Genomic DNA, 13,388 nt, shown 5'->3' on the forward strand with positions numbered 1-13,388 from the left:
GCGGCGTTCTCGCTGCTTCTGTCGGCAGTTAACATCAGGGGAGCCGGAAGCGGCTCCCCTGTTTTTTCAACATTACTGCGCTTTTGGCGTTTCGCCAGCCGCTTTATCATCCTGCTGTTCAGCCTGCTTTGGCTGCGCAGACTTATCTGTGGCAGCCTGTGCAGCAGAGGCTTTATCGGCAGCTTCTTTCTCAGCCGCGGCTTTCGCCTTTGCCGCTTTCTCTGCCGCTATCTTCTCTGCGGCTGCTTTGTCGGCAGCGGCTTTCTCTGTCGCCGCCTTTTCAGCTGCTGCTTTCTCTGCTTTTGCTTTCTCTGCCGCCGCCTTCTCAGCTGCTGCTACCTTCTCAGCTGCTGCTTTTTCTGCTGCAGCTTTTTCTGCTGCTGCCTTTTCAGCTGCTGCTTTATCCGCATCCGCTTGAGCAGTATCAGCCGCTGGCTGTTCAGCCGGTTTTGCCGCTGGCGCTGCCTGTTGCAATGCCGTGCCCTGCACTGCGGTATTCAGCACCTGAGTAAACTGATCCCATGAGCAGAAACCGTTAGCATCGGTTTCACAACCCTGCATCTGAAGTGTGACGCGCTTCGGCGGATTTTTCAGCGTGAGGGGTTCAGCGTCGCGTAACTGCTCGGAACTCTGATAAACGTACTCAACTTTTACCAGATCTTTATCGTTCTTGCTGTCGTGCCAGCGCTCAAAGACAATCTGGCCACCGATTGGCGTGCGCTCATTCTGGCCCGGTAATTCGTAAGGTTTGAAGTCCAGTGCGGTCAGCAGCGAAGCGATATTGGAATCATGGCCCACCATCAGCGTAACTTTTGGCGCAGTGGCTTTATCCTGATCGATTAGCTGGCTACGGATATAATCCACCAGCGGCGCAGCGACATTACGCGCCACTTCCGGGGAGGTAAACAGCGCATCCTGATAGCCATTTTTAATCGCTGACAGCTCTTTCCACTGTTCTGCGGTTTTAATCTGGCCCCAGGCCACCTGCTCCATTGGCAAGCCTTCGTAATATTGCAGTGTAAACGCATCAACCAGCGAATTGCCCACTTTCAGCGGACCCGAAACGCCAGGCTCTTCACCGCTGTTGGCTTTGAATTTATTTTGATTTTCACTGCTCAGCGAGCACTGTTTTTTATCGTCACAAGCCGGAGCATTTTTGTAATCGATAATTTTTTCCAGCCGCTGAAACGCCGGCTTCAGGCTCAGTTTTTCAGCCGCCGCGTTCATCGCGGTCAGCGCTTGCTTATTAAACTCTTCGCTGCCGTCAGTGATCACCGGATTAAAGATCGGATCCATGCTGCCCATCTCATCCTGGTGAGTGATGGCAATATCACAACCCGGGAATGCGCCATTGATAAAGAACTGCGCGGTAGCCACGGTGCGCTGTAAACTGTTGGCGTAAGCAAATACATCGTCAGAAGAAGGACACTCGCCGGTTTTTACCAGCCCCTGCTGTGCCAGCCATTCACGGGTATAGTGACCCATATAAACTTCAAGCACGCCACCTTTAGTGGTGAGCTGACCGCCAGGCACATCCCATTGCGGCCAGGATTTTTTGGTCGATTGCTCTAACACGCTGCCATTATCCGCCAGCGGGGCGCGCAGGTTATGGCGACTCATCATTAATACTTGTTGTAACTGCAGATCACCTTCCGCTGCCTGAGCAGAAAATCCTAACGGAAGTGCGGCCAGAACAGATAACGCGCAGAGAGTGTATTTTTTGATCATTGTGCTTATTCCATTGATTCAGATGGTAAACATCCTGGCTATCCAACACGCTGCCAATACTCAGACAGCAAAATATCGACACATCATAACCTGCCCTGTGACGAAAAGCCCCGGACGTTTAAGTCGCGTACAGTGTTAGCAATATAGCAGACTCTGTCACCTGCGGTTTAGTGCCACCAGCAGACTGAAAAGCAACAGAATGTTTTCAGAAGAGATGAGCAGACGCTGAAACGTTGCAGTCCGTGAGTCATGCCAGCCAGTGTCTTATGTTTAATGCCGAAGGTGAACGCATGATTACCGGTCTGATAACAGAACGTTGTTCAAAGGATTGATAACTGAGAGAACGGAAAAGAACATCGGTACAGCTGGAGTGAAAAGTAAAATATTGAGGAGGAAGTTGAACAGGAATGTTCGAAGATAAAACCGAGTGGAAATAAAGATGGCGGAGGAGGAGAGATTCGAACTCTCGAACGGTTTCCCGTCGCCGGTTTTCAAGACCGGTGCCTTCAGCCACTCGGCCACCCCTCCGCAGACTCTATTTCTAAAGCCACCTGAAACGCTGTTAAATACTGCTTAGCTCTTCAGGATGCGTAGCAGTGTAATGGGTTGATTGTTCGAGAGCAACAGGCAATTAGCACTAACGCTACTGACCGCCTAAAATATGTGCTAATTGCTTGTCTTTTAAGTCGTTATGCTGAAAAAAAAGCCTTTTTGACCCGCAGTTTGTTCGCAGACCCGGCGTTTTATCGCGCCGCCATGCAGGAAATTGGTTGGCGCAAATCTGCAGTGAGCCACACACGCCAATATGAAATAACAAAGAATAAAACAGAAGGGCTCACGCTGTAATAGTGAGAGACAGCAGTGCAGCTGGCAGAAGCAATCGTAGAGGTATTCTGAGGCACAAAGCAAAACGGGCCAGCTTTCGCTGACCCGTTAAATTTGATGGCGGAGGAGGAGAGATTCGAACTCTCGAACGGTTTCCCGTCGCCGGTTTTCAAGACCGGTGCCTTCAGCCACTCGGCCACCCCTCCGCAATGAGGCGCACTATAAACATCTGCCTGATGCTTGTAAAGCGCGTTTTGATTCGTTCGCCTGAAAAATCATCAACTCTGGTTTTTTTGTTGTATTTATCGCCATCGCGCGCGGATTATCAGCAGTTTAACGCGTAAAGAAGGGTAAAACGCCTTCCTTTATTTATCCTGCTTGCTTATTGTCGTCGCTATATAATGATCTCAGGAGAGGCGCTTTATGGATCGCATCGTTAGTTCCACACGCGAAAGCTCGCTTATCAGCACCAATAAAGTGCTGCGCAATACCTATTTCCTGCTGGGCCTGACGCTGACCTTCTCAGCCATTACCGCTACGGCCAGCACCGTGTTTGCCCTGCCTTCGCCAGGTTTAATCCTGATGCTGGTCGGCTTCTACGGCCTGATGTTTTTGACCCATAAACTGGCAAACAGCCCGGCGGGTATACTGGCCGCCTTTGCTTTTACCGGTTTCCTTGGTTACTGCCTCGGCCCGATTCTTAACAGTTTCCTCAGTGCCGGAATGGGCGACGTTATCGCGCTGGCACTCGGCGGTACGGCATTGGTATTCTTCTGCTGCTCAGCTTACGTGCTGACCACGCGCAAGGATATGTCATTCCTTGGCGGCATGATGATGGCAGGCTTTGTGGTGCTGCTGGTTGCAGTAGTCGCTAACCTGTTCCTGCAGATTCCGGCGCTGCATCTGGCGATTAGCGCGATGTTTATTCTGTTCTCTGCAGGTGCCATCCTGTATGAAACCAGCAATATCATCCACGGTGGCGAAACCAATTACATTCGCGCAACCGTCACCCTGTATGTCTCGCTGTATAACATCTTTATCAGCCTGTTGAGCATTCTCGGCTTCGCTCGCAGTAACTAAGCTTCACAGATGAACATTTAAAGCCCCGCTTGCGGGGCTTTATTTTTTGCTGAAGGAAAGTTTGCTAAACTGCGCGCCGTAACCGAAGAACGAGGCAGAAACGTGTTATTTGAAGGCAAAGAGATTGAACGCGACGCGCAGGGATATCTGAAAAAGATTAGCGACTGGAATGAAGCGCTGGCGCTGCATATTGCTACAGAAGAGTCGATTGAGATGAGTGAAGCCCACTGGGAAGTGGTGCGGTTCGTCCGCGAGTTTTATCTCGAGTTTAATACCTCTCCAGCCGTGCGGATGCTGGTAAAAGCCGTCGCGCAAAAGTTCGGGGAAGAGAAAGGCAACAGCCGTTATCTGTTCCGTCTGTTTCCGGATGGACCGGCAAAGCAGGCAACCAAAATCGCTGGCCTGCCTAAACCGGTGAAATGTCTCTGAGTTAGCCGGTGGTAAAACCGTTTGGCAGCACTGAAGGCTGATGCGGTTCCACCAGCACTTTATCCACCCGCGCACTTCGAGGCCCGCCGGCTCTCAGCCATGCCAGCAGCGCCTCCACCTGCTGCGCCTCACCGCAGGCCAGTACTTCTACGCTGCCATCATCGAGATTACGCGCATAGCCATTCAGGCCGAGCTTTTTCGCCTCACTTTGCGTGTTGTAACGAAATCCCACGCCCTGAACCCTGCCATGCACCCAAATTTTGCTGCATACTTCTGCCATTATCTCCCCCTGTGAATCAGGATAATTGCAATTTGCCGGTCAGCACCCGACAATGGCGCAAATTTTTCCGTAAATAAGCATAGCAAAATATGAGCGTTCGTTTGATTCTCGCCAAGGGCCGCGAAAAGTCCCTGTTACGTCGTCATCCATGGGTGTTTTCCGGCGCCGTGGCGCGTATGGAAGGCAAAGCCAGCAGTGGTGAAACCATTGATGTCTGTGACAGCCAGGGCAAATGGCTGGCACGTGCAGCCTACTCACCGCAGTCACAGATTCGCGCGCGCGTCTGGAGCTGGCAGCAGGATGAGTCGATTGATATCGACTTCTTTGTTCGTCGTTTGCAGGCGGCTCAGTCGCTGCGTGACTGGCTGGCAGAGCGTGATGATCTCGACAGCTACCGCCTGATTGCCGGTGAATCTGACGGTATGCCGGGTGTCACCATTGACCGTTTCGGTAACTTTCTCGTGCTGCAGTTGTTATCGGCAGGCGCCGAGTATCAGCGTGCGGCGCTGATTTCAGCCCTGACGCAGTGTTACCCGGAGTGTGCCATCTACGATCGCTCCGACGTTTCAGTGCGTAAAAAAGAGGGGCTGGAGCTGACGCAAGGCGTGGTCTGCGGCGATCTGCCACCGCCACTGCTGCCGATTACCGAGCACGGAATGAAGCTGCTGGTTGATATTCAGACTGGCCATAAAACCGGCTATTATCTTGATCAACGCGACAGCCGCCTGGCAACGCGTCGCTATGCCAAAGATCGCCGGGTGCTTAACTGCTTCTCTTACACCGGCGGCTTCGCGGTTTCCGCCTTAATGGGCGGCTGCACCGAAGTGATCAGCGTGGATACCTCTCAGGCGGCGCTTGATGTGGCGAAACAGAATGTCGAACTGAATGGCCTTGACGTTTCCAAAGCACAATTCCTGCGTGATGACGTCTTCAAGCTGCTGCGCAGCTATCGCGACAGCGGTGAGAAATTCGATCTGATCGTAATGGATCCACCAAAATTCGTCGAAAATAAAAATCAGCTGGCGGGTGCCTGCCGCGGTTATAAAGATATTAATATGCTGGCAATGCAGCTGTTAAATCCGAATGGCATGCTGCTGACCTTCTCCTGTTCCGGGTTGATGGCGACTGATTTATTTCAGAAAATTATCGCTGATGCCGCGCTTGATGCACATCGTGATGTACAATTTATTGAGCAGTTCCGTCAGGCGGCTGACCATCCCGTGATTGCCAGCTATCCGGAAGGAATGTACCTGAAAGGATTTGCCTGCCGCGTGCTGTGACTTGAAAACAACGTCCCTGACCCCATATCAGAGTCAGGGCATGTTTCTGAGGAGGTCACGATGATTGCCAGTAAATTTGGTATCGGTCAGCAGGTCCGGCATACGATGCTGGGCTTTCTGGGTGTGATAGTGGATGTCGATGCAGAATACTCATTAGATGAACCGGATGTCGAAGCAGCAGCTGAAAATGAACAGCTGCGTGCAGCACCCTGGTATCATGTGGTGATGGAAGATGATGACGGCGAAACGGTACATACCTATCTTGCAGAGTCGCATTTATGTTGGGAAATGCAAGGCGAACATCCGGAACATCCCTCGCTGGATGAACTGGCGGCGTCTCTCCGCTTAAGGCTGAAGACTCCTCATCTGCGCCATTAATATAGCCCCGCTCACGCGGGGTTTTTATTATGCCCTCTCCAGGCCCAATCGTGGTATTTCAATTCTCGGGCAACGATCCATCACCACCCGCAGCCCCGCTTCACCCGCCAGCACCGCCGCCTGCTCGTTAATGACGCCAATTTGTAACCACAGAGTTTTGGCACCAATGGCAATCGCTTCCTGCGCAACGCCCCACGCCGCTTCTGCATTACGGAACACATCGACCATATCGATCGGATGAGGAATATCCCCAAGCGAACCGTACACCTGCTGGCCAAGTAACGTCTGGCCCGCCAGTTTCGGGCTGACAGGAATCACCTGATAGCCCTGAGATAACAAGTAGGCCATCACTTCATAGCTCGGACGAGCCGGATTGTCGCTGGCGCCCACCAGCGCAATGCTTTTCGTGGTGGTCAGTATTTCAGCAATAGTTTGATCGTTCATACCCTACTCCTTATGCGATGAATGCAAACATTTTAGGTTATTTGTGGTCGGAAGAAGAGATCCACATGGCAGGATGCGGTTTTAGGATTAATAGCACGAATAAATATGTTTAAATGTTAATATGCTGCCATAATGTAAGAATTTGATACATTCATCGCGTTTTTTGCGGCCCTCTTGTGCTCTGGAGTAAAGATGAAACTGCGTCTGGTGCTGTCAGGTTTAATAGCCCTGCTGGTTGTTGCATCCTGCAATGCAACCACGCTGAAGCTGGCACCCGAAATTGACCTGCTGGTATTGGATGGACGTAAAATCTCCGGTTCACTGCTTAAAGGTGCTGAAGGGTTAGAACTGGAACGTGGCGAACACCAGTTCCTGTTCCGCGTGCAAAAAACGCTGGATAAAGATCGTCATCATAGCGCCAGAGAGTACGTTTCGGTTCCGCTGATCGTCAGCTTTAACGCGCAGGCAAAATCCGTGACCATTCGGCTGCCTGCACTGCAAACGCTGCACGACAGGCGGCGTTTCGATAAAAACGCTGACTTCCAACTGGTCGATGAGCAGGGCCATGAGATTGCCAGCCGGCGTGATCGCCTGCTTACCACCGGTAACAGCGATCTTGAACAGGCGATGATTACCTATAACCGCAATGGCCAGGTGGCTTCGGTTCCGCGTTTTGCCCAGCCGCAAGCAACCACCAGCATTACGCAGTTTATGCCTGCCGATTTGGCGGTTAACGACACCGCGACGCAGCGCCTGCTTAATCTGTGGTTTCATCAGGTTGACTCTGCCACCCGACAACGTCTGGTTCTGTGGATGAATGCATTACGGGCAAGTTGATGTTTTACCTGCAGCAGCGTTAAACTTCCTGATGCTGACAAGAAAACTCTACGCCCTCATTTTCATCACTCGACGCCAAACCAGGATGTATTAATGGAGCAAACCAGCCGTACTCTTCCCGAATTTAAACATATTGCTTTAGTTGCACATGACCATTGTAAATCGTCGTTACTGCAGTGGGTCAGCACCCATAAAGCGGTATTAGGTAACCACACGCTTTACGCCACTGGTACCACCGGCAATCTTATTCAGCGCGAGACTGGCCTGGATGTTAACGCCATGCTGAGTGGCCCGATGGGCGGCGATCAGCAGGTTGGCGCATTAATTTCGGAAGGGAAAATTGATTTGCTGATTTTCTTCTGGGATCCGCTGAATGCCGTACCACACGATCCCGATGTGAAGGCGCTACTGCGCCTTGCCACCGTCTGGAACATTCCGGTTGCGACCAACCGCTCGACCGCTGATTTTATTATCCATTCACCGCTGTTTTCACAGCCGGTGGAGATCCTGATCCCGGATTATCAACGCTATCTGCAACAGCGCTTACAGTAATTCTCAGCGGCCAGTATTCGCTGGCCGTTCAGGGCTTGCGTAAGAGTGGAACGCCCAGCCGCTTAAACTGCTCGACAAAATCAGAGGGTTGCTGACGGTCGTATAGCATCCATACCTGCTGCTTTGCCCGGGTAATCGCCACATAGGCCAGCCGCCGCTCTTCTGCGTCCGGAAAATCCTCCGGCTGTGGTAATAACCCCTGCTCCATCACCGATTCACGCGCCGCCGCCGGAAAACCATCTTTACCCTGCTGTAGCCCAAGAATAATAACAAAATCAGCCTGTTGTCCCTTACTGGCATGGATGGTCATAAAGTCCAGTTTTAGCTTCGGCCAGCGGGTTTTCGCCTTTTCCAGCATCTCAGGTCGCAAATGGTGATAACGCGCCAACAGCAGCACCCGCTCCTCTGGTTTAGCGTAACCGCTGATCTTATTCAGTAACGCTTCCAGCTGATCGTCCGGCAACAAAGAGATCGATTTTTTATTCCCCTTGCTGAGACTGTTTAAAGGCTTTTGCAGCTGATGCGGATTTTCCTGCACAAACCGATTGGCAATTTCACCAATTCGGTCGTTAAAGCGGTAGGTCGTGTCCAGCACGCAGCGATCGCCCTCACCAAAATGGTGATGGAAGGCGGTGGTCAGCGTCATTTCCGCGCCGCTAAATCGATAAATGGCCTGCCAGTCGTCGCCGACGGCAAACAGCGAGGTTTGCTTATTCTGCTTGCGCAACGCCACCAGCAGCGCGGCTCGCTGCGGAGAGATATCCTGGAATTCATCAACCAAAATGTGCTTCCACGGGCTGATAAAACGCCCTTTCTCCAGAATATTCACCGCCTGATGAATCAGGCCGGAGAAGTCCACCGCGCCCTCTTCTTTCAGCGCACTTTTCCACGCTTTTAGCAGCGGTGCCATTAACTTAACGCGCTTGCCGAACAGCTCACGCACCTCTTCTGGTGCCGACGCTATCATTGCTGCCTGCGCGCCGCCGTGCATCCGCATTAATCCCAGCCAGCGCTCCAGTCGACTGGCCAGCCGCTGTGCGAGCCGTTCATTTTTCCAGAACGCCTCTTTTTCAATATCCCACTCCAGCTCATCACAGAGCCATTGCCGCCAGCCATTAGCATAGGCTTTTTTCTCGCTGCACTGCTGACGCCAGGTATCAATCAGTAATTTGCGTCGGTAATTGCTGTCCGACTCCAGTTTACTGATTGCCGGTGATTTATTGCTGCCCTGCTGGATAATATGCAGCGCCAGCGCGTGGAAAGTGCGCGCCTGAATATCGTCAACCTCCAGCCGCGACTGAATACGTTGGTTCATCTCATCCGCGGCCTGACGACCAAAGGCCAGCAGCAGGATTTGCTGCGGTGTCGCCTGCTTACGCATTAGCAACCATCCGGCACGCGCTACCAGCACCGAGGTTTTGCCACTGCCGGCACCGGCCAGCACCAGCAGAGCATCCTCACCGTTAACCACCGCGCGCGCCTGGGAATCATTCAGCGGCGAGCTCTCAACGCTGTCAAAGAAACCGGCATACTGTTTCAGCATGCGGCGGGTCCAGTCAGCGTTGCGTTTTGCCAGCTGTTGTTCGCCATGCTGCAACCACTGCAGACAATACTGATAAAGCTCGCGGCAGTTAATAAATTCGTTCAGCCGTTCAACCGGCAATGGCAGCGCAGCAAAAGCTTTCTCAATGCTCTGACGCCGTTCGCCAAGCTCATTGCGTTTAAGCCACTTATCCTGCTGTTCAAAACGTTGCAGCGAATCAACCACTTCCTGCAACACCTGCGCGCTGACCTCGCTCATTTCAGCGCTCCAGCTCTGCCATGCTTTATTCAGATAGTGATAAAAGCGCTGCGTTTCCTGCCATTCAGTGCCGTGCAGGCGCACCACCTGGTTTTCCGGCAGGCTAAATTCCAGCTCTCCCCACACCAGACCGCGCTTACACTGTATCGCAAGCAACTGATTAAAAGGGATCAGATATTCATGCTTTTCACCGCTGACTTCGACGCCTGCTGCCAGTAGCCGCACCCGATTGTAAGGATGTTGCGCCAGGTGTTTACCCAGCGACGTAGATTTAAGTTCCATTCAGATTGACCATGTCGCGGTTTTCGTGTCTGTTACGCAGTTTAACTGGCAGGAGTTTACCGCTCCACCGTTAAAACACGTTACAATCAGCCAATTATCTGATTGTGAACCCGCGCACTGTTTAAGGGCTGACTATTTATGCGTACCGTACTCAATATACTCAACTTTGTTTTAGGTGGTTTTTTTACCACGTTGTCCTGGCTGACCGCGACAGTGGTGAGCATCATTTTTATTTTCACCCTGCCGCTAACCCGCTCCTGCTGGGAAATCACTAAACTGTCGCTGTTGCCTTATGGCAATGAAGCGGTACATGTGGATACGCTGAATCCCGATAAAAAAAATGCGCTGATGAATTCAGGCGGCACGCTGTTAAATATCCTGTGGTTTATCTTTTTCGGCTGGTGGCTGTGCCTGTGCCATATCTCGGTGGGGATTATCCAGTGTATTACCCTTATCGGCATTCCGGTGGGCATCGCAAACTTCAAAATTGCGGCTATCGCTTTATGGCCGGTGGGTCGCCGTGTCGTGCCGGTTGAAGTGGCGCAGGCAGCGCGGGAAGCCAATGCCCGTCGTCGTTTTAACTAAGCAGGTAGCGTGTGATTCCAGCCCTTAAGCCACGCCTGCGCCGCTACGCCCTGAGCAGTGCATGGCTGTATAACCTTCGTATTTTGCTGGCGCTGACCGGTGCAGCCGCGGTGCCATGGTGGTTAGATCAAATCATCTGGACGATTCCACTGACGCTTGGCGTGGTGGCTGCGGCTCTGGCCGATCTCGACGACCGTTTAAGCGGGCGCTTACGAAATCTGTTGATAACGCTGGTCTGCTTCTGCATTGCCTCGGTATCGGTCGAACTGCTGTTTCCTCACCCCTGGCTGTTTATTGTCGGGCTGGCGCTGTCGGCCTGCGGCTTTATCCTGCTGGGGGCGCTGGGTCAACGCTATGCGACCATCGCCTTCGGTGCGCTGCTGATCGCTATCTATACCATGCTGGGAATTGGCCTGTTCCCTCAGTGGTATCAGCAGCCGATGCTGCTGCTGGTTGGGGCGGTCTGGTACAATCTGCTAACGCTGACCGGACATCTGCTGTTTCCCATCCGGCCGCTGCAGGAAAACCTGGCGCGCAGCTTCAGCCAGCTGGCACATTATCTTGAAGCCAAGGCAAACCTGTTTGATCCTGATATTGAAGAGAACGACGATGCGCCGCTGATTGAAGTAGCGATGGCCAACAGTCAGCTGGTGGCGGTGCTTAATCAGACCAAAAGTTCGATTCAGACGCGTTTGCGTGGCGATCGAGGCCAGCGCAGCACCCGCCGCACGCTGCATTACTATTTTGTTGCGCAGGATATTCACGAGCGCGCCAGCTCTTCACACGTGCAATATCATCAGTTACGTAAAGAGTACCGCTACAGCGAGATCCTGTTTCGTTTTCAGCGGCTGCTGAACATGCAGGCAAAGGCATGCCAGCAACTGGCACATTCTATTCTGATGCGTGAATCCTATCAGCATAATAGCCGTTTCGAATCCGCTTTTGTTCATCTGCAAGCCGCGCTGGATCGGCTGCGCGCCGCTCAACCGGAATCCGGCACCACTAAAGCAATGCACTATCTGCTGCATAACTTAAAGGCCATCGATGCACAGCTGGCGACGATTGAGTCAGAGCAGGCACTGGAGCTGGCTCACGCCACGCATGATAATAATCTGTCGAGTGAAGGACTAACCGGCTGGAGCGATATCCGCCTGCGTATCAGCCGCCATCTGACGCCTGAATCGGCGTTGTTTCGGCATGCGGTCAGAATGTCGCTGGTGCTTTGTGTTGGCTATGCCTTTATCCAGATAACCGGGCTGCAGCATGGTTACTGGATACTGTTAACCAGTCTGTTTGTCTGCCAGCCTAACTACAACGCCACCCGACGACGCCTGGCATTACGTATATTTGGTACGCTGGCCGGGATTGCCGTCGGCCTGCCAATGCTGTGGCTGGTTCCTTCAACAGACGGACAGCTGATGCTGATAGTGCTGACTGGCGTGCTGTTTTTTGCCTTTCGTAATATCCGTTATGCCCATGCCACACTGTTTATCACCCTGCTGGTGCTGCTGTGCTTTAACCTGCTCGGTGAAGGCTTTGAAGTGGCGGTACCCCGCATTGTCGATACCTTACTCGGTTGTGGTATTGCCTGGCTGGCGGTGAGCTATATCTGGCCTGACTGGAAATTTCGTCGTTTACCCGCGGTAACCGATCGCACTCTGAATGCCAACTGCCGCTATCTCGACGCGATTTTAGTGCAGTATCATCAGGGCAAAGATAATCGCCTTGATTACCGTATTGCACGCCGTGACGCACATAACAGTGATGCTGAACTGGCCTCCGTGGTCTCCAATATGTCAACGGAGTCGAACCGCAATCCGGCACTGCTGGAGGCGGCATTTCGCCTGCTCTATCTCAATCACTCGTTTCTCAGCTATATTTCTGCACTGGGCGCGCATCGGGAAAAAATTACCCGTTCCGCTATGCTGCAGCTGCTGGATGATGCCGTCTGCTATGCAGAAGGCGTAATGCAGGTCGATACGGTTGACGAGCAGCAGGCCAGAGAGATGCTGGAGAATCTGAGCAAAAGAATGGCAGAAATTAAGCCTGCGCCTGAAACCAAAGAGCCACTGGTTCTACAACAACTGGGTTTACTGGTGGCTCTTTTACCGGAGATCGCTGCATTGAAAAAGCAGATCTCTCACTCGCTCTAGCCTTACTTTTCAGCCTGAGAACAAAGACTCAGGCAATCGAACCAGTCACGAAGCTCTTGCGTGACGGCATCAGACAGCGCTGCCTGATGCCGTCCTGATATTGCTCCCTCCAGCGCGAACAAAATACTTAAACCGATATTTTTATGCGCCGCTTTCAGCTTTAACCAGCACTGCTTCGATCCCTCTGCCCGCAGGCTTTGCACCGAGCAAATGCCCACTTCACGCAGCATCATCTCCAGCCGTAGCCCCATATTCGGCAGATCTTTTACCCGTGGATTAGCCATCTTATCGAGACATTGTTGCTGTGCCCGCCTCAGAGACCATCGTGAAAGTGCCAACAGCGTTTCGGGTTGTTCCCACATCGCATCATCGACGCGAAAATAGTTCAGTGCCACTGGCATTCCACGCTTCTGAAATACCAGCGGCGGCATACGGCCTGCTCCGATATAGGGCTGAATCTGCTCACAAGCGCGCAGATACAGCTCCCCTTCCGCCACCACGGCGAAGACAATTTTCTCTACCGCGAGGCTGTATCCGCCGAATTGCGTACGCGTATCAATTTTGCCCAGTGAGGAAAGATAACGTTTGGACTGCTCAATCCTTTGTTTAGAGTTATTCATGCAAATCTCCTTTAGCATGCGGGTGAGAATGCAAAAAAACGTTCTTTTACATGAAATTAGAAAATATTCAATTCGCGTAACAGGTTCAATCATTAAATCCATTTGCATCTCGTT

Annotated in this window: 13 protein-coding genes and 2 tRNA genes; 8 read left to right on the plus strand and 7 right to left on the minus strand. The window is 52.3% G+C overall.

What is annotated here, in order from left to right:
- Nucleotides 1-72 precede the first annotated feature (72 nt).
- The 3 genes from agp to ACP3TC_RS13490 form a co-directional block, all read right to left on the minus strand.
- On the minus strand, nucleotides 73-1,728 hold the full coding sequence (gene agp / locus ACP3TC_RS13480; protein WP_313856822.1) for a bifunctional glucose-1-phosphatase/inositol phosphatase: 1,656 nt from the start codon (nucleotides 1,726-1,728) through the stop codon (nucleotides 73-75).
- 440 nt (nucleotides 1,729-2,168) lie between these two features.
- A tRNA-Ser gene (locus tag ACP3TC_RS13485) sits at nucleotides 2,169-2,256 on the minus strand.
- Nucleotides 2,257-2,671: 415 nt separating this feature from the next.
- A tRNA-Ser gene (locus tag ACP3TC_RS13490) sits at nucleotides 2,672-2,759 on the minus strand.
- A 217-nt stretch (nucleotides 2,760-2,976) separates the two neighbouring features.
- Here ACP3TC_RS13490 and yccA point away from each other — a divergent pair.
- Together yccA and tusE are read left to right on the plus strand one after the other, a co-directional pair.
- Nucleotides 2,977-3,633 (plus strand): FtsH protease modulator YccA, encoded by a 657-nt coding sequence (gene yccA / locus ACP3TC_RS13495; RefSeq protein WP_313856819.1) that lies wholly within the window; start codon nucleotides 2,977-2,979, stop codon nucleotides 3,631-3,633.
- Between the two features lie 102 nt (nucleotides 3,634-3,735).
- Nucleotides 3,736-4,062: a sulfurtransferase TusE gene (gene tusE, locus ACP3TC_RS13500; RefSeq protein WP_313856817.1), complete on the plus strand. Its 327-nt coding sequence runs from the start codon at nucleotides 3,736-3,738 to the stop codon at nucleotides 4,060-4,062.
- Between the two features lies 1 nt (nucleotide 4,063).
- On the opposite strand, the gene yccX is transcribed toward tusE, so the two are convergent.
- Nucleotides 4,064-4,342, minus strand: a complete 279-nt coding sequence (gene yccX, locus ACP3TC_RS13505) for an acylphosphatase (protein WP_313856816.1) — start codon at nucleotides 4,340-4,342, stop codon at nucleotides 4,064-4,066.
- Nucleotides 4,343-4,431: 89 nt separating this feature from the next.
- Here yccX and rlmI point away from each other — a divergent pair, with 89 nt between their 5' ends.
- Both rlmI and hspQ read left to right on the plus strand, forming a co-directional pair.
- Nucleotides 4,432-5,622, plus strand: coding sequence for a 23S rRNA (cytosine(1962)-C(5))-methyltransferase RlmI (gene rlmI, locus ACP3TC_RS13510; protein WP_313856815.1), 1,191 nt, complete (start codon nucleotides 4,432-4,434; stop codon nucleotides 5,620-5,622).
- Between the two features lie 60 nt (nucleotides 5,623-5,682).
- Nucleotides 5,683-6,000: a heat shock protein HspQ gene (gene hspQ, locus ACP3TC_RS13515; RefSeq protein ID WP_313856814.1), complete on the plus strand. Its 318-nt coding sequence runs from the start codon at nucleotides 5,683-5,685 to the stop codon at nucleotides 5,998-6,000.
- 27 nt (nucleotides 6,001-6,027) lie between these two features.
- Here hspQ and ACP3TC_RS13520 read toward each other — a convergent pair whose 3' ends face one another.
- Complete coding sequence (locus tag ACP3TC_RS13520) at nucleotides 6,028-6,444, minus strand: CoA-binding protein (RefSeq protein WP_313856812.1); 417 nt, start codon at nucleotides 6,442-6,444, stop codon at nucleotides 6,028-6,030.
- 192 nt (nucleotides 6,445-6,636) lie between these two features.
- Here ACP3TC_RS13520 and ACP3TC_RS13525 point away from each other — a divergent pair, with 192 nt between their 5' ends.
- Both ACP3TC_RS13525 and mgsA read left to right on the plus strand, forming a co-directional pair.
- On the plus strand, nucleotides 6,637-7,281 hold the full coding sequence (locus tag ACP3TC_RS13525) for a DUF2057 family protein (RefSeq protein WP_313856810.1): 645 nt from the start codon (nucleotides 6,637-6,639) through the stop codon (nucleotides 7,279-7,281).
- A gap of 93 nt (nucleotides 7,282-7,374) precedes the next feature.
- Entirely contained in the window at nucleotides 7,375-7,833 is a 459-nt protein-coding gene (mgsA, locus tag ACP3TC_RS13530) for a methylglyoxal synthase (RefSeq protein WP_313856809.1), read from the plus strand.
- Between the two features lie 28 nt (nucleotides 7,834-7,861).
- Here the strand turns inward: mgsA and helD are convergent, their stop codons facing one another.
- Nucleotides 7,862-9,916, minus strand: a complete 2,055-nt coding sequence (helD, locus tag ACP3TC_RS13535) for a DNA helicase IV (RefSeq protein WP_313856808.1) — start codon at nucleotides 9,914-9,916, stop codon at nucleotides 7,862-7,864.
- 138 nt (nucleotides 9,917-10,054) lie between these two features.
- Here helD and ACP3TC_RS13540 point away from each other — a divergent pair, with 138 nt between their 5' ends.
- Together ACP3TC_RS13540 and yccS are read left to right on the plus strand one after the other, a co-directional pair.
- Nucleotides 10,055-10,501, plus strand: coding sequence for a YccF domain-containing protein (locus ACP3TC_RS13540; protein WP_313856807.1), 447 nt, complete (start codon nucleotides 10,055-10,057; stop codon nucleotides 10,499-10,501).
- 14 nt (nucleotides 10,502-10,515) lie between these two features.
- Entirely contained in the window at nucleotides 10,516-12,654 is a 2,139-nt protein-coding gene (gene yccS / locus ACP3TC_RS13545) for a YccS family putative transporter (protein WP_426818279.1), read from the plus strand.
- A gap of 2 nt (nucleotides 12,655-12,656) precedes the next feature.
- On the opposite strand, the gene ACP3TC_RS13550 is transcribed toward yccS, so the two are convergent.
- The gene (locus ACP3TC_RS13550) at nucleotides 12,657-13,274 is read right to left on the minus strand and encodes a TfoX/Sxy family DNA transformation protein (RefSeq protein ID WP_313856806.1); all 618 of its coding nucleotides are present in this window, start codon (nucleotides 13,272-13,274) and stop codon (nucleotides 12,657-12,659) included.
- Nucleotides 13,275-13,388: the final 114 nt, after the last annotated feature.

The sequence above is a fragment of the Winslowiella sp. 2C04 genome (assembly GCF_050037805.1).
Lineage (GTDB): Bacteria > Pseudomonadota > Gammaproteobacteria > Enterobacterales > Enterobacteriaceae > Erwinia > Erwinia toletana_A.

Excerpts from the sequence above, each read along its gene's own strand:
- ACP3TC_RS13540 (WP_313856807.1), top strand. The coding sequence starts at position 10,055 with ATGCGTACCGTACTCAATATACTCAACTTTGTTTTAGGTGGTTTTTTT.
- agp (WP_313856822.1), bottom strand. The coding sequence starts at position 1,728 with ATGATCAAAAAATACACTCTCTGCGCGTTATCTGTTCTGGCCGCACTT.
- yccX (WP_313856816.1), bottom strand. The coding sequence starts at position 4,342 with ATGGCAGAAGTATGCAGCAAAATTTGGGTGCATGGCAGGGTTCAGGGC.
- ACP3TC_RS13525 (WP_313856810.1), top strand. The coding sequence starts at position 6,637 with ATGAAACTGCGTCTGGTGCTGTCAGGTTTAATAGCCCTGCTGGTTGTT.
- rlmI (WP_313856815.1), top strand. The coding sequence starts at position 4,432 with ATGAGCGTTCGTTTGATTCTCGCCAAGGGCCGCGAAAAGTCCCTGTTA.
- yccA (WP_313856819.1), top strand. The coding sequence starts at position 2,977 with ATGGATCGCATCGTTAGTTCCACACGCGAAAGCTCGCTTATCAGCACC.
- ACP3TC_RS13550 (WP_313856806.1), bottom strand. The coding sequence starts at position 13,274 with ATGAATAACTCTAAACAAAGGATTGAGCAGTCCAAACGTTATCTTTCC.
- helD (WP_313856808.1), bottom strand. The coding sequence starts at position 9,916 with ATGGAACTTAAATCTACGTCGCTGGGTAAACACCTGGCGCAACATCCT.
- mgsA (WP_313856809.1), top strand. The coding sequence starts at position 7,375 with ATGGAGCAAACCAGCCGTACTCTTCCCGAATTTAAACATATTGCTTTA.
- ACP3TC_RS13520 (WP_313856812.1), bottom strand. The coding sequence starts at position 6,444 with ATGAACGATCAAACTATTGCTGAAATACTGACCACCACGAAAAGCATT.
- hspQ (WP_313856814.1), top strand. The coding sequence starts at position 5,683 with ATGATTGCCAGTAAATTTGGTATCGGTCAGCAGGTCCGGCATACGATG.